Source organism: Dorea formicigenerans (genome assembly GCF_025150245.1).
GTDB lineage: Bacteria > Bacillota > Clostridia > Lachnospirales > Lachnospiraceae > Dorea > Dorea formicigenerans.
Window position 1 is genome coordinate 863,027 of sequence record NZ_CP102279.1, and the last position, 16,852, is coordinate 879,878.

Here is a 16,852-nt window from a genome sequence, read left to right on the forward strand (position 1 = left end):
TATGAAGATTACAAAAGTAGATGCAATTCAGATTGAGGATAAACCGGATGATCAGCCGGGATGGCGTCCGATAGTGTGTCGCGTTTATACAGATACAGGATTATATGGAGATGGGGAAGCTGCAATTGCATATGGTGTTGGATCTACAGCGGCATATGGAATGATTCAGGATCTGGCAAAATTGATAATCGGTATGAACCCGTTGGATACAGAAGTTATTTGGGAAAAATTATATAAATCGACTTTCTGGGCACAAAATGGGGGACCGATTGTATTTGCAGGAATTTCTGCATTAGATATTGCGTTATGGGACATAAAAGGAAAATATTTTAATGTTCCAGTATATCAGTTGCTTGGCGGGAAAATGAGAGATAAGCTTCGCTGTTATGCAAGTCAGCTCCAATTTGGCTGGGGAGAAAGAAAAACACCGGCATATCAGATTGAAGATTATGTTGCAAATGCAAAAAAAGCTGTTTCGGAAGGCTATGATGCTATAAAAATTGACTTTTTTACATTCGATCCGAAAGGATACCGCTATAGCTCTGAGGAGACAACAAGAGTGCTTGATCCATATCATGTCCATGTTGTAATTGACCGCCTTGCAGCCGTCAGAGAGGCAGTTGGACCAGATGTAGATATTATTATGGAAAATCATTCCTATATAGATGCGCAGGTCGCAGTGCAACTGGGAGAACAGGCGAAAAAATATAATATACTGTTTTTTGAAGAACCAACTACACCAAATCCGAAGATGAATAAATTTGTCTGTGATAAATTAAATATCCCAATTGCTCAGGGAGAAAGAATTTATTCAAGATGGGGATATGCACCATATTTTGAAGATGGTTCCATTCAGTTGATTCAGCCAGATATCGGTAACTGTGGAGGATTAACGGAAGCAAAAAAAATATGCGATTTAGCTCACATTTATGATGTAGGAGTACAGGCACATGTGTGTGCAAGCCCATTGTCAACAGCGGTTGCTTTACAGTTAGAAGCAGCAATTCCAAACTTTACGATACATGAACATCATGTGTATAATCGATATGACTACAATAAAAAATTATGTAAATATGATTATCAGCCAGTTGATGGATATATTGCAGTTCCGGATTTTCCTGGTATTGGAAATGAATTGACAGATTATTGTTTCACAAATGGAAAGGTGACAACGATCGAATAAGCTTATTGATAAAAGCAATATATCTTTCAAAAGAAATCTATTTGACAGAAAATTCATCTTGATAAATAATATCCATATTGGAGAGTGTGGATATGTTTGAAATTGATGTCTGTTATAAATTTATATTTGAATCAATGCTCGAGGATGATGTATTGGGATATATAGCAAACAAGGTATATGAATATACTCATGCCGGGATATTTTTTGTGTCGGAGTCCGGAGAGATTCTGGCTTATGCCTGTTCGGGAAAAGACCAGAGCATGCGTTCGATTATAGAAGGGCATGTAACATTGGAAGATTATCCTTATTTCTTTGAGGAAGTGTCACCGAATGGAGAGTTCCAGACGGTTGCTGCGGTGAAGGATAAGAAGAAAAATATTGGATATATCATTATTCACTATAGTAATGAAGAGTTTTGGACGTTTTTTGAAGAATTAGGAACAATTCTGACGGAAACAGCAAGACAATATTTTGAAGAGAAGCAGAAGAATACGTACTTAAATCTTTCGCTCAAAGACTATATTATCGGTTGGATGATTTTTGAAGGACAGCATTTTGTGGAATCGGAGCAGAGTCATACATTAAAAGGAAATTATTTGATGGCTTTGTTTACAGATGATTTTTCTGATATGGCGGTAGAGGCAGCAAAACTGGGAAGAATCTGGGAGCATTTTTACTTGTATGAAGAGAAACACTCCCTGACGGTTGTGCTATATCAGGTTTCTGAAAAGAATGCGCAAAAGATTTATCAGATGGCGCAGAAAGAAAATCTGAACTGCTATATGAGTGAGACATTTGAAGATATCAATGACTGTAGAACAAAAAGAGATTTGCTAAAACAGATGGAACGGATTCCGAAGATATGTGATGTCAGAGGGGTTAAAAGAGAAAAAGATTGGTATCTTCAGGGTATTTTTTCTTATACATTACCTTTAATCGAAGAGGCAGGACTGAGTGACTATTCGATTTTGAACTTGATAAAGGAAGATGAGAAGAATCACACAGAGCTTTATGATACATTGAAAATGTATTTATTATGCGAAAACAATGTGACGATGGCAGCGGAAAAACTTCATGTTCACAGAAATACATTGGTGTATAGATTAAAGCAGATAAAAGATTGTCTGGAATTAGATATTAACAATAATGAGATTTCGAGAGAACTTCTCGCATTTATGATTATGTATGACCTGTCGAAATCTTCAGAGGACTAGAGCATGAAACTTGTACAAGATTTACCAGAGATATTTGAAGAATTTGGAGAAAAAAGGCGGGAAGCCTTTTTAGAGGTAAAAGAGTATAAAGACAAAGGTGTACCTGTTGTTGGAATGTATTGTGCATATTTTCCAACAGAGCTTGCAATGGCGGTAGGTGCAATCCCGGTCGGCTTATGCTCTTTTTCGAATGAAACAGTTACGGCAGCAGAGCGTGAACTTCCTAAGAGTATGTGTCCACTTGTAAAATCGAGTTATGGTTTTGCAATCGAGGATAAATGCCCATTTTTCCATTTTGCAGATCTTGTGATTGGTGAGACAACTTGTGATGGAAAGAAAAAAATGTATGAACTGATGGCTGAATTTAAGCCGGTGTTTGTTATGGAACTTCCAAACAGCCAGTCTGAGAAAGGGCTGGAATTCTGGAGACGGGAAGTCATAAGGACAAAGGAATACTTTGAAGAATTTTTCCATGTTATTATTACGGATGAGATGATTCATCATGCAGTGCATCTGAGTAATGAGATTCGCAGATCCCTAAAGGAATTATGTGAAGTGATGAAGCTTGATCCGGCACCGGTTTTTGGTACGGATATCCAGAAGATGATCAATGGATCTAAGTATCGGTTTGATTTTAAGACGACACCGGAGCTGGTGGATGCTGTTACAGAAAAGATATTGGAAGAATATCATCAGGGAAAGCATCTTGAGAGCAGACCGAGAATTTTGGTGACAGGCTGTCCGATTGGCGGAGATACAATGAAGATTCTGGAAGGAATCGAAGAAAATGGCGGAGTAGTTGTTGCGGTAGAAAACTGCAGTGGGGTAAAGACGCTTGACCAGATGGTGGATGAGACTCAGGAAGACATTTATGGGGCAATAGCGAAAAGATATTTATCTACAGGTTGCTCTATTATGACGCCGAACGACAATCGAATTGAATTAATCGGACGAATTATTGAGGAATATCATGTAGATGGAGTTGTGGAAATGATTCTGTCAGGCTGCCATGCGACAGGTGCGGAATCTATTTATATCCGAAAGTTTGTAAATGAAGAAAAGAATCTCCCATACATTTCTATTGATACAGATTACTCGTCGGCAGATAAAGGACAGATATCTACGAGACTTGCCGCTTTTATTGAGATGATTCAGGCAGATAAAAGTGGCAAGAAAGAACTGGATATGAATTATTGTTATAAACTGATCGTATCAGGCATTTCAGGTGGAAAATGTTTTGAAGAGATTTTGCAAAACGTATGGGATTATACTGGAGTTCCGGTCAGATTTTCAAGGAGAAATCAGGAAGTTCTGTATGAAGTTGGAAAAGAACAGGTCACAGTAGATGCGCAACGTATAGTACATGAGTGTTTAGACGGTGTTTGGATTGAAGCAGTGATTCTTGATGATCAGCGAAAGATACAAGTGCAGGAACTTGCAGATATTCTTGCAAAGAGCTTTTCCATGTATCAGAAGAACAGAAAAAATACAGGGAACAATCAAAAACGTCAGCCGGACTATTTGTGGATACTGGCGACAGATACTTCTCTGGCAGCAAGACTTGCAGGAAAAATTGAAGAAACTAAAGAGTTTTCTTCGGTTGTTGAAAAGCAGAAAGACAACAGTATCTTAATAACCAATATACGAGGTAAAGAGGATCGTGCCTTGCTGATCCGGTTGTGTAAAGAATTCATTTATGATTGTGATGGAAAGATACTGATTGGAAATGGTGTTAAAGCTGAGCAAAACTTAAGTGAAAATAAAAGGTTGCAGCAGGAAGTGTTTGAACTTGCAAGGAACCGTGCACCGGGGAAACATTTGTATTTGATAGAGCAATATTATCATGAACTGGCTATTTCTTACATCAGCCGGAAAGTTGGCGAAAATGGATTTAAGTTAAAAGAGCTGGAGCAGATCAGATGTGAAGATGAAGAGACAGGAAGAAATCTGTATGAGACACTCTACTGGTATCTGAGAATGAAAAGAAATGTGTCTCAGACAGCGGCAAAACTAAAGATTCACAGGAATACGCTACTTCCACGTCTGACCCGGTTAAATGATATGCTGGATCTGGACAATCGCGATGGGGCAGAGTGCGAAAAACTTTTGGTTGCCATGGAAATAGACAGAATGAAAAACAGTGATGAATAATAGAAACAATCTATAAAAGCAATACAATTATAGAAAAAATCAATTTGCATATTATGCTTTAAAAGTCTAAAATTTTAAACAGAATGGTTAATTGTGTCCGTTTATAGATACTAATAAATTTGATGAGGTGAAAGAATATGGAGATTATTAAAGATTTGCCAGAGGTTTTTGAAGAATTTGCTGAGCAGAGACAGAAATCATTTCTTATGATGAAAGAACTGAAAGACAAGGGAACACCAGTAGTAGGAGCTTATTGTACATATTTCCCAAAAGAGATTGCTATGGCTATGGGAGCTTCAACAGTCAGCCTGTGTTCCACATCTGATGAGACAATTCCGGAAGCAGAAAAAGACCTTCCGAAGAACTTATGTCCATTGATCAAATCCAGTTACGGATTTGCAAAGACAGATAAATGTCCGTTCTTCTATTTCTCAGATGTAGTTGTTGGGGAGACTACATGCGATGGTAAGAAGAAAATGTATGAGTTGATGGGCGAGTTCAAAGATGTGTTTATAATGGAACTGCCAAATACTCAAGGACCAGAAGCACTGAAGCTTTGGAAGAAAGAGATTATCCGTTTTAAAGAATATCTTGAGAAAAGATTTGAAGTAACGATTACAGATGAAGATGTAAGAAAAGCTGTTAAAATTGAGAATGAAGCAAGAAAAGCACTGAAGCGTCTTTATGAAGTTATGCAGCATGATCCGGCTCCAATCAGTGGACATGATCTGTTCAAGGTTCTGTACGGAAGTACATTCAAATTAAATCGTTCTGAGATTGCCGGAGAAGTGAATGCCCTTGTTGACAAGATTGAGGCAGAGTATGCATCTGGAAAGATGCTGGAGAAGAAACCAAGAATTCTGATTACAGGATGCCCAATCGGAGGAGCAACTGAGAAAGTAATCCGTGCTGTTGAGGATAATGGTGGTGTTGTCGTAACTTATGAAAACTGTACTGGAGCTAAATCCATCGATCGCCTTGTTGATGAAAACGCTGAGGATATTTACCAGGCAATTGCAGAGAGATATCTGGCAATCGGTTGTTCAGTTATGACACCAAACCCGAATCGTTTTGATCTTATGGGACGCCTGATTGACGAGTATCAGGTTGACGGAGTTCTTGAGATGACACTTCAGGCCTGTCATACATATAACGTTGAGACTCGTGCAATCCGCAAGTTTGTAAATGAGGAAAAAGGAATTCCATACATTAATGTGGAGACAGATTATTCTCAGGCAGATGTCGGCCAGCTCAATACAAGGATTGCAGCATTTATTGAAATGTTGTAAGATTGCCGGTTACAGACTATTTTAACATGAATTTTGAAATTCATGTTGTGTAAATTCATGAGAGGGAAAGCTAAGATATGAAGTTTATAGGAATTGATATTGGATCTACTTGTGCCAAGACTGTTGTTATGAACGAGAACAAAGAAATTGTTCTTGAGTTTGTGCAGCCGACAGGATGGAGCAGTGTGGATACGGCAGAAGAGATTCGTAAGAAGCTTGTGGAAAATGATGCGGATCCTGCAGAAAATGTATGTGTTGCTACTGGATATGGCCGTGTGTCTGTGCCATATGCAGATAAGATGATTACAGAAATTACCTGTCACGCTATGGGGGCTGTCTGGATTTTTGATAATAAAGATATGACAATCATTGATATCGGTGGACAGGATACAAAGATTATCTGTGTAGAACAGGGATTTGTAAAAGATTTCATGATGAATGATAAATGTTCTGCCGGAACAGGAAGATTCTTGGAAATTATGGCAAATACATTGTCCATGCGTCCAAATGAGATGTGTGAGCTTGCAAGAGAAGGCTCAGGTGTAACGATCAGTTCTATGTGTACGGTATTTGCAGAGTCTGAGGTCATAAGTCTCATTGGTCAGGGAGAGAAGAAGGAAAATATCGCATTTGCAGTGGTTGATTCTATCGTACGAAAAGTTGCAGCACAGGCAAATCGTATGAGTGAAGATCGTCCGATGCTTTGCCTGACTGGTGGTCTCTGCGAGTGCAGCTATATCAGTGAAGCGCTGACAAAGGAACTTGGCATGGAAGTTAAGACAGATCCGCAGAGCCGTTATGCAGGAGCAATCGGTGCGGCACTTGGAGCAGTAAAGAAAGGTAAGAAGAACTAGGAAAGTCTGGATTAAAGGAGTTTTACATTTTTGTTGTAAGCTCCTTTTTTGTATGTTATATTAGATGTATAACAGAAAACTTAATCTGTTCATGAAATCATCCGTAAGGATAGAACAAAAGAGATAATGAGGGTGATACGATGCTGATAGAGATTGATTTTAACAGTGATGAGGCACTGTATGTGCAATTACAGAATCAGATTATTATGGGAATTGCGACTGCGACGATCCAAGAAGGAGAATCCCTTCCATCTGTCCGTCAGCTTGCGGATACGGTAGGCATCAATATGCATACAGTGAATAAAGCATATTCCATATTGAAGCAGGAAGGATTTATCCAGCTTGACCGCAGACGTGGTGCTGTGATTGCAATTGATGCAGATAAGGCAAAGGCTTATGCAGAAGTAAAGCGTGCGCTAAGAATCGCGCTGGCTAAGGGAAGTCTTAAAAATGTCAGTAGAGAAGAAGTTCACGAGATGGTGGATGAATTATTTGATGAATACGGTGGAAAGGAATAACAGACAGCATGAATTATACAGAACCAGCAAAAGAAGTGCTGAAAAAAGCGGAAAAGATTGCCAGAGAACTGGATCATCCATATGTAGGAACAGAACATCTGCTGCTTGCATTTATGCGGGTATGTACAGGTGTGGCGGGACAGATATTGTCAGCGAATGGTGTAGAAGAAGCAAATTTATATAAGATTGTAGATGAACTGATCTCACCGGTCGGAGAAGTGACTTTTCAGGAAAAGCCAAAGAGAAGTCCGAGACTTGAATATACTCTGGAGGAAAGCAAGGAAGAGGCAATCCGTTTTCAATCAGAGGCAATTGGAACAGAGCATATGCTCCTTGCAATCCTTCGGGAACCGGACAGTGTTGCAACCAGAATACTTCTGACACTCAATGTAAATATACAGAAAATCATGCAGGATACGCTGGAAGTTCTCGGCGTGGATATCAAGGAATATCAAGAGGAGCTTCAAGAGGCATATCAAAGAAAAGATGGGATTTTAGACCAGTATGGTACAGATCTGACTATGCAGGCAGAAGAAGGAAAGCTTGATCCGGTCATTGGAAGAAAAGCAGAGATTCACCGCCTGATGCAGGTACTTGGCAGAAGAACGAAGAACAATCCGTGTTTGGTGGGAGAGCCAGGAGTCGGTAAGACAGCAGTGGTAGAAGGACTTGCCGCACAGATCGCAAGTGGCATTGTACCGGAAGGAATGCGTGACAAGCGGGTCTATACGTTAGATCTTGCAAGTATGATCGCAGGTACAAAATACCGTGGTGAATTTGAAGAACGTATGAAGAGACTTTTGCAGGAAGTAAAGTCGGCGGGAAATGTTATTTTATTCCTGGATGAAGTGCATACAATCATCGGCGCAGGCGGTGCTGAAGGCGCAATGGACGCATCTAATATTCTGAAACCGTCTCTTGCAAGAGGAGAACTTCAATTGATCGGAGCAACAACGATTGCGGAATATCGGAAATACATTGAAAAAGATGCGGCACTGGAACGAAGATTCCAGCCAATTACAGTGGAAGAACCAGATGAACAGCAATGTAAGGATATTTTAAAAGGATTAAAAAGCAGATATGAAGCCCATCATCATGTAGAGATCACAGATGAAGCTCTTCAGGCGGCAGTTACACTTTCTGCACGTTACATCAGTGACCGTTTTCTTCCGGATAAGGCAATTGATGTGATTGATGAAGCTTGTGCGAAAGTGAGTCTTAGTGGATTCAAGACACCGGAGCATATCTATGAACTGGAAAAGGTTCTTGGTAATTACGAAGCAAAGATGGAAGAGGCAATTCTTGCAGGTGATCTTGTGGAGGCTTCCAGGATCCGGGCAGAGAAAGAAGATGCTCAGAAAAAGATTATGCAGACGAAGAAGCGTTTTCAGAAAAAGCAGGCGGGCAGAAAACCACTTGTAACAGAAGAGGAAGTGGCAGCGGTCGTATCTGACTGGACGAAGATTCCGGTGCAGAAGCTTCAGGAATCTGAAGGTGTGCGCTTGCAAAAGTTAGAGCAGACGCTTCACAAGAGAGTGGTTGGACAGGAAGAAGCAGTTACGGCTGTGGCGAAAGCTGTACGAAGGGGGCGTGTGGGGCTAAAAGATCCAAAGCGCCCGATTGGCTCATTTTTATTCCTTGGACCGACCGGAGTTGGTAAGACGGAATTGTCAAAGGCATTATCAGAAGCATTATTCCATGATGAGAATGCCATGATCCGTGTTGATATGTCCGAATATATGGAACAGCACAGTGTGGCAAAGATGATCGGTTCGCCTCCGGGATATGTTGGCCACGAGGAAGGTGGACAGTTAAGCGAACAGGTGCGAAGACATCCGTATTCAGTGATCCTTTTTGATGAGATTGAAAAAGCACATCCGGATGTATTTAACATTTTACTGCAGGTATTAGATGATGGACATATTACAGATTCTCAGGGTAGAAAAGTTGATTTTCGGAATACGGTCATTATTATGACGTCGAATGCAGGCGCACAGGCGATCATTGATCCCAAAAGGCTAGGATTTGGCAATAAGGAGAATCAAGAGGAAGATTACAAGCGTATGAAGATGAATGTTATGAATGAGATCAAGCTTGTCTTCCGTCCGGAATTCCTGAATCGAATTGACGAGATCCTTGTATTTCATCCGCTAGGTGAACCGGAACTTAAAAAGATTACGGGAATGATGTGCCAGGAGGTGGTCAAGCGTGCAAAAGAACAGCTGGATATTCATTTGACGGTGCGTGATTCTGTGAAAAAGCTGATTATGGAAAAAGGAACCGATAAGAAATATGGAGCAAGACCGTTAAGACGTGCAGTACAAAGTGAACTGGAAGACAGTCTGGCCGAGGCAATTCTCGCAGGTGAGATTAAGCGTGGTCAGGAAGTCGTTGCCGGCGTATCGAAAAAAGAAATAAAATTTGAGGTCAAGACTACCAAATAAAAATAAATTGATATATAATAATGAATACAAATGAACCTTAGGAGGAAAGAGCTAATGGCAGCAGTGAAAGAGCTATTAAGAGCTGAAGCAGACGGAGCACTTGGTTTTGGAGACTATACTCTGAGCAGCAAGACAAAACTGGACGGATTTGAATTCCAGGGAGATGTGTATAAGGTAAAGACATTCTCTGAGATTACAAAGTTGGAAAAGAATGGTATGTTCGTATACGAATCCGTTCCGGGAACAGCAGTAGAAGATTTTAAAGCTTCTGAGAGAGAGGTTTCTTTTAAAGTATCCGGTACTGAGGATGCGCAGATTACACTGGAGCTGGAAGCAGACAGCGAATATGTTGTGTATATGGACGATGTGAATGTCGGCGATATGACAACGAACTTAAGCGGAAAACTGAGCGTGAGCGCAGAACTTGATCCGAATAAAGAGATTGAGATCAAGATTATCAAGAAGTAAATACGCAGAACATCGGGGGGAGCTCGCAGAGGCGTAGCTTCCCCTTTCTGGTAAAATGGAAATAAAAAAGAAATGATAAATCAAGGTTTAAGAGTGGATTTATAAGTAGAAGTATAAAAAAGATGTAAGGGAATCGTACATGGCAAAAGGTAAAAAAAGTATATTTTTCTGTCAGAACTGTGGACATGAAGAAAGCAAATGGCTTGGGCAGTGCCCGATGTGCAAGGAATGGAATACATTTGTAGAAGAGAAAGTTTCAGTAACAAGAGGAAATACGGCTGCAGTGCAGCAGGTAAGGGATGCGAAAGATGCGAAGGTAGTGACACTTTCCAGTATTACGACTGATGACGATGAGCGGATGCAGACGGGGATTCTGGAACTTGACCGAGTGCTTGGTGGTGGAATCGTGCCTGGATCGCTTGTGCTGGTGGGAGGGGATCCGGGAATCGGTAAATCAACACTTCTCCTGCAGGTATGTCAGAAGTTATCAGGACAAAGCCGTAAGATATTATATATTTCCGGGGAAGAATCGTTAAAGCAGATTAAACTGCGTGCGAATCGGATGGGAACATTTTCTGAGAGTTTGTTTCTGTTGTGCGAAACGAATCTTGGAATTATACGTCATGTGATAGAAGAACAGCATCCAGATATGGTCGTGATCGACTCAATCCAGACGATGTATAACGAAGAGGTCGCGTCGGCACCGGGAAGCGTGTCTCAGGTGCGTGAATCGACCAATGTATTTATGCAACTTGCAAAAGGACTTAATATTTCAATATTTATTGTAGGACATGTGACAAAAGAAGGCACAGTTGCAGGCCCACGCGTATTGGAACATATGGTGGATACAGTGTTATATTTTGAAGGAGACAGACATGCATCTTACCGGATTCTGCGTGGGGTGAAGAATCGTTTTGGATCTACGAATGAGATTGGCGTGTTTGAGATGCAAAAAGGTGGCTTGGTGGAGGTAGAGAATCCGTCCGAGTATATGTTATCAGGAAAACCGGAAAATGCATCGGGTTCTGTTGTGGCATGTGCAATGGAAGGAACAAGACCGATGCTCATGGAAATTCAGGCACTTGTATGTAAGACGAACTTTGGAATGCCGAGACGTACGGCAGCAGGGCTTGATTATAACCGAGTCAATCTTCTGATGGCAGTTCTGGAAAAACGTATGGGAATGCCGCTTTCCGCGTATGATGCATATGTGAATATTGCAGGAGGAATCCGGCTGAATGAGCCGGCAGCAGACTTAGGAATTGTGATGGCGATTGCATCAAGCTATAAAAATCGCCCAATTGATGAGGATACCATCGTGTTTGGCGAAGTAGGATTAAGTGGAGAGGTGCGGGCCGTGACCATGCCGGAACAGAGAGTATCAGAAGCAAAAAAACTGGGATTTAAAAGATGTATTGTCCCTGCAGTTTCCATGAAGACGATTGGAAAGATGGAAGGAATAGAGATACTAGGAGTAGAAAATGTAAACCAGGCTATGAATCTTGTGTAACGGCTGAAAGAGATAGGAACAGGAGGGTAAAAGATGGCGTTAAAAGACTATAATAAAGCATTTCGTTATGGGAAAAAAGAATATGAGAGCCGACTTCTTGCAGGGAGGAAGCCGACTTTGGAATCTTTGGACGAAATATTACCAGATGAGGCATTATCAACAGAATCACTGGGACTTGTTCAGATTCCGATCGATCAGATAGTTGGAACAAGATATAGTGGTAGAAGCAGTGCATTTGCAAGTAATTTTATGCCGATATTGGAGAGTAATACGGAGTTTGCAATCAAATGGGCAAAACTCAGCACTTCTCATGAAAAGGAAGGAATTCATGAGCCGATCAAGGCGTGGGAGTATATGAATAAATTCTATGTAGAAGAGGGAAATAAGCGTGTCAGTGTCATGAAATTTTTTGGTGCAATTTCAATCCCGGGAACGGTAACGCGTATTCTTCCGAAGAAAACGAATGATAAAAACGTAAAAATTTATTATGAATTTGTGAATTTTTACAGAGTGTCTAAAGTAAATTATATTACATTTTCAGAAGAAGGACAGTATGCACAGCTCATAAAAGAGATGGGAAAACATCCGGATGAGTACTGGACAGATGATGACAGACTGATTTTCAGTTCTGTGTATGCAAGATTTACAGCGGCATTTCATGCACAAGGTGGACAAGAACTGGAAGTTTCATCAGCAGAGGCATTCCTTTCATTTTTACATCTATACAGTTATGAACGAGTGGAAGAAATGTCAGTAGAAGAAATTAACGAACTTGTGAAGAAAGCATGGGAAGAATTTGTTCTGCTTCAGTATAATGATGAGGAAAAAGTAGAATTGAAAATGACTCCGACAGAAGATAAGCCATCTCTGTTTGAAAAATGGCTTCCTCTCGGTGGCAATAAAGAACCATCTCATTTGAAAGTAGGATTTATCTATGCGAAGACACCACATTCTTCTGCGTGGACATATGGTCATGAACTGGGACGCAGGCATCTTGAGCAGACATTTCCAAATGAAGTCACGACTGTAAGTTATGAAAATGTAACAGAAAAAAATATAGCATCAGCCATGGAGGAAGCTATTCATGCGGGTTGCAATATTATATTTACGACAACTCCGACATTTGCGCAGGAAAGTTTAAGAGCGGCAATTACACATCCGGAAGTAAGAATCTTAAACTGTTCTTTGAATACGACGCACCGCTACATCCGGACTTATTATACTCGTATGCATGAGGCGAAGTTCCTGATGGGAGCAATTGCAGGGGAAATGGCTGAAAACGATAAGATTGTCTATATTGCGGATTATCCGATTTTGGGAACAATTGCACAGATTAATGCATTTGCGCTTGGAGCGCAGATGACAAATCCAAGAGCGAAGGTGTATTTAGAGTGGTCTACGCTGAAAGAGCAGGATATTGAGAAAAGAATTGACGAGATAGATCCGAATTGTATTTCGGGAAAAGATATTATCGTACCAGATGATAACAATCATTTTTATGGAGTATATCATCGAGAAAGTGGCGGAGGTGAGCAGAAGAATCTTGCAATGCCACTGTGCCACTGGGGAAAATTCTATGAAGAACTGATCCGTACAATTATGGCAGGAAACTGGGAACAAGATAACGATGTGGAAAAAGCAATTAATTACTGGTGGGGAATGCCGACAGGGGTAGTAGATGTTATTTGTTCAAAAAAACTTCCGGCGGGTACAGTCCGGCTGGTCAATGTATTAAAGCATAATTATAAAACGGGACAATTTCATACATTTACAGATCAGATGTATGCACAGGGACATATACTTAAGGAAAAGAAAGGTGAAACGCTGTCTCCGGAAGAAGTAATCGAGATGGACTGGCTGGCAGAGAATATTATAGGAAGAATACCAAAGATTGAAGAATTACAGGAGCAGGCCAAACCGGTTCTTACACAACAGGGGATTGAGACGAGGAAGGGATAAAGAACAATGCGAATAATGGTAATTGCAGATGAAGAGTCGAAATACCTTTGGGATTTCTTTGACAAAAGCAAACTGGAAGGTGTGGACTTAATTATATCCTGTGGTGATTTGAATCCAAATTATCTGTCTTTTCTTACAACATTTGCAGCTGCTCCGGTACTGTATGTGCATGGAAACCATGATGAAAAATATGATCGTATCCCACCAGAAGGTTGTATTTGCATTGATGATAAAATTTATGAATTTGAAGGCTTGCGAATTTTAGGACTTGGTGGTTCCATGCGTTATAGTGGTGGGAAATATCAGTTTACAGAACGCGGAATGAGGAAAAGAGTGAAGAAACTATGGTTTCAATTGCTAAAACACCGTGGTTTTGACATTCTGGTCACACATGCTCCGGCATATCAGATCAATGACGGAAGAGATTTGCCACATCAGGGATTTCAAGTATTTATAGAGCTGATAGAGAAGTACAGTCCGAAGTTCTTCGTACATGGACATGTACATATGACTTACGGAAGGCAGCATAAGAGATGTGATAAATATAAAAACACACATATTATCAATGCATATGAAAGATATGTATTTGATTATGAAGATGATGAGATGAGTCCATTGAAGTTTGGAAAAATCGTAGGACAACAATAAGTTTAAGGCTGGCACGTAGTATTTTAGTGAAATGCTACGTGTCAAACTGCGTTTAATGGAAACTCTTCTCGCAAATAAGATACTTTAATTGCAATTTTGGGTATTAATTTGGGGGAAATGTAATTCAAACTGCAAATATGAACAAGTAAAGCGAAATGTGATAACTAAAATTGTGTAAATTGTGCAAATAAAATAAATAATAAAAACAATATTGACAATTCTAGACAGGCATGATATATTATACAAGCTGTCGCGTGAGACAAGACTGGAAAGTGCTTAAGAGCTCATGGGAACGCAAAAAAATAAATGAAATTTCCTATTGACAAATGTCGATAGAAATGATATTCTAGATAAGCCGTTTTGAACGACAGAGATGATCGGAACAAACAGCAAAAAAGAAAAATAAAAAAGTTGTTGACAAGCGATTGTGAATGTGATAATATAAATAAGCTGTCGCTGAGACGACAACAAAGAAAAAGATCCTTGATAATTAAATAATAGACAACAACCCTGAAGATTCTTTAAGAGAAAATTCAGAACGGACATTGAATGACAATGTCAACCTTAAAACAGTAAAAGGGATAAGAAAGCTAGTAGTTTTCTTGACCTGGAACGAACTTTGATTTTAAATCCGAGTCAAATCGGAATTAAGATTTTTAAACGAGAGTTTGATCCTGGCTCAGGATGAACGCTGGCGGCGTGCTTAACACATGCAAGTCGAGCGAAGCACATAAGTTCGATTCTTCGGATGAAGACTTTTGTGACTGAGCGGCGGACGGGTGAGTAACGCGTGGGTAACCTGCCTCATACAGGGGGATAACAGCTAGAAATGGCTGCTAATACCGCATAAGACCACAGTACTGCATGGTACAGTGGTAAAAACTCCGGTGGTATGAGATGGACCCGCGTCTGATTAGGTAGTTGGTGAGGTAACGGCCCACCAAGCCGACGATCAGTAGCCGACCTGAGAGGGTGACCGGCCACATTGGGACTGAGACACGGCCCAGACTCCTACGGGAGGCAGCAGTGGGGAATATTGCACAATGGGCGAAAGCCTGATGCAGCGACGCCGCGTGAAGGATGAAGTATTTCGGTATGTAAACTTCTATCAGCAGGGAAGAAAATGACGGTACCTGACTAAGAAGCCCCGGCTAACTACGTGCCAGCAGCCGCGGTAATACGTAGGGGGCAAGCGTTATCCGGATTTACTGGGTGTAAAGGGAGCGTAGACGGCTGTGCAAGTCTGAAGTGAAAGGCATGGGCTCAACCTGTGGACTGCTTTGGAAACTGTGCAGCTAGAGTGTCGGAGAGGTAAGTGGAATTCCTAGTGTAGCGGTGAAATGCGTAGATATTAGGAGGAACACCAGTGGCGAAGGCGGCTTACTGGACGATGACTGACGTTGAGGCTCGAAAGCGTGGGGAGCAAACAGGATTAGATACCCTGGTAGTCCACGCCGTAAACGATGACTGCTAGGTGTCGGGTAGCAAAGCTATTCGGTGCCGCAGCTAACGCAATAAGCAGTCCACCTGGGGAGTACGTTCGCAAGAATGAAACTCAAAGGAATTGACGGGGACCCGCACAAGCGGTGGAGCATGTGGTTTAATTCGAAGCAACGCGAAGAACCTTACCTGATCTTGACATCCCGATGACCGCTTCGTAATGGAAGCTTTTCTTCGGAACATCGGTGACAGGTGGTGCATGGTTGTCGTCAGCTCGTGTCGTGAGATGTTGGGTTAAGTCCCGCAACGAGCGCAACCCTTATCTTCAGTAGCCAGCATTTAGGATGGGCACTCTGGAGAGACTGCCAGGGATAACCTGGAGGAAGGTGGGGATGACGTCAAATCATCATGCCCCTTATGACCAGGGCTACACACGTGCTACAATGGCGTAAACAAAGGGAAGCAGAGCCGCGAGGCCGAGCAAATCTCAAAAATAACGTCTCAGTTCGGATTGTAGTCTGCAACTCGACTACATGAAGCTGGAATCGCTAGTAATCGCAGATCAGAATGCTGCGGTGAATACGTTCCCGGGTCTTGTACACACCGCCCGTCACACCATGGGAGTCAGTAACGCCCGAAGTCAGTGACCCAACCGAAAGGAGGGAGCTGCCGAAGGTGGGACCGATAACTGGGGTGAAGTCGTAACAAGGTAGCCGTATCGGAAGGTGCGGCTGGATCACCTCCTTTCTAAGGAAAAAAGTAAGGGTTGTTGTCTGTTATTTAGTCATCAAGGACTGAGCGCGGCTCAGGACTGTAAAAATGAGGAAGCAAACTTGTTTGCTGAATCATTTGAAACAGGAATGAGACATGTGAAGGCTTGAATCTACCGAAAAGAAGCAGAGCGGATTTGAGGTAGGGCAAGACGCGCGAAGGACGAGATGAAGATTATTGGTTCTGTAAAAAGGCCAAATAGTATTTCTGGTGGCGATGCGCTTAGGGGACACACCCGTTCCCATCCCGAACACGATGGTTAAGACCTAAGCGGCCGATGGTACTTTACTGGAGACGGTACGGGAGAGTAGGTGGCTGCCAGATTATAAAAAAGAAAAACTGGTCTTTACCAGTGATCAGAGAGCTGAAAAGATTCAACTATCTGATGGCTGATAAAACAGTC

Annotated in this window: 11 protein-coding genes and 2 rRNA genes; all 13 read left to right on the top strand. The window is 41.4% G+C overall.

Going from position 1 to position 16,852, the window contains the following annotated elements; genetic code table 11:
- Position 1 precedes the first annotated feature (1 nt).
- The gene (locus tag NQ560_RS04390) at positions 2–1,183 is read left to right on the top strand and encodes a mandelate racemase/muconate lactonizing enzyme family protein (protein WP_005330708.1); all 1,182 of its coding nucleotides are present in this window, start codon (positions 2–4) and stop codon (positions 1,181–1,183) included.
- A 92-nt stretch (positions 1,184–1,275) separates the two neighbouring features.
- Positions 1,276–2,397, top strand: a complete 1,122-nt coding sequence (locus NQ560_RS04395; protein ID WP_005330710.1) for a helix-turn-helix domain-containing protein — start codon at positions 1,276–1,278, stop codon at positions 2,395–2,397.
- Between the two features lie 3 nt (positions 2,398–2,400).
- Positions 2,401–4,548 carry a double-cubane-cluster-containing anaerobic reductase gene (locus NQ560_RS15640; protein ID WP_005330712.1) on the top strand — a complete coding sequence of 716 codons (2,148 nt, stop codon included), beginning with the start codon at positions 2,401–2,403 and terminating at the stop codon, positions 4,546–4,548.
- A 137-nt stretch (positions 4,549–4,685) separates the two neighbouring features.
- Positions 4,686–5,837 carry a double-cubane-cluster-containing anaerobic reductase gene (locus NQ560_RS04410; protein ID WP_005330714.1) on the top strand — a complete coding sequence of 384 codons (1,152 nt, stop codon included), beginning with the start codon at positions 4,686–4,688 and terminating at the stop codon, positions 5,835–5,837.
- 77 nt (positions 5,838–5,914) lie between these two features.
- Positions 5,915–6,691, top strand: a complete 777-nt coding sequence (locus tag NQ560_RS04415) for an acyl-CoA dehydratase activase (RefSeq protein WP_005330717.1) — start codon at positions 5,915–5,917, stop codon at positions 6,689–6,691.
- A gap of 140 nt (positions 6,692–6,831) precedes the next feature.
- A complete protein-coding gene (locus NQ560_RS04420; protein WP_005330719.1) occupies positions 6,832–7,209 on the top strand; it encodes a GntR family transcriptional regulator in 378 nt (125 codons plus the stop codon).
- Between the two features lie 8 nt (positions 7,210–7,217).
- The gene (locus tag NQ560_RS04425) at positions 7,218–9,653 is read left to right on the top strand and encodes an ATP-dependent Clp protease ATP-binding subunit (protein WP_005330721.1); all 2,436 of its coding nucleotides are present in this window, start codon (positions 7,218–7,220) and stop codon (positions 9,651–9,653) included.
- Positions 9,654–9,707: 54 nt separating this feature from the next.
- Positions 9,708–10,121, top strand: a complete 414-nt coding sequence (locus NQ560_RS04430; RefSeq protein WP_005340894.1) for a hypothetical protein — start codon at positions 9,708–9,710, stop codon at positions 10,119–10,121.
- A gap of 139 nt (positions 10,122–10,260) precedes the next feature.
- Positions 10,261–11,631, top strand: a complete 1,371-nt coding sequence (gene radA / locus NQ560_RS04435) for a DNA repair protein RadA (protein ID WP_005330724.1) — start codon at positions 10,261–10,263, stop codon at positions 11,629–11,631.
- A 33-nt stretch (positions 11,632–11,664) separates the two neighbouring features.
- Positions 11,665–13,590: a BMP family ABC transporter substrate-binding protein gene (locus tag NQ560_RS04440; protein WP_005330726.1), complete on the top strand. Its 1,926-nt coding sequence runs from the start codon at positions 11,665–11,667 to the stop codon at positions 13,588–13,590.
- A gap of 6 nt (positions 13,591–13,596) precedes the next feature.
- Complete coding sequence (locus NQ560_RS04445) at positions 13,597–14,238, top strand: metallophosphoesterase family protein (RefSeq protein WP_005330727.1); 642 nt, start codon at positions 13,597–13,599, stop codon at positions 14,236–14,238.
- 656 nt (positions 14,239–14,894) lie between these two features.
- Positions 14,895–16,425, top strand: a 16S ribosomal RNA gene (locus NQ560_RS04450).
- Between the two features lie 230 nt (positions 16,426–16,655).
- Positions 16,656–16,773, top strand: a 5S ribosomal RNA gene (rrf, locus tag NQ560_RS04455).
- Positions 16,774–16,852: the final 79 nt, after the last annotated feature.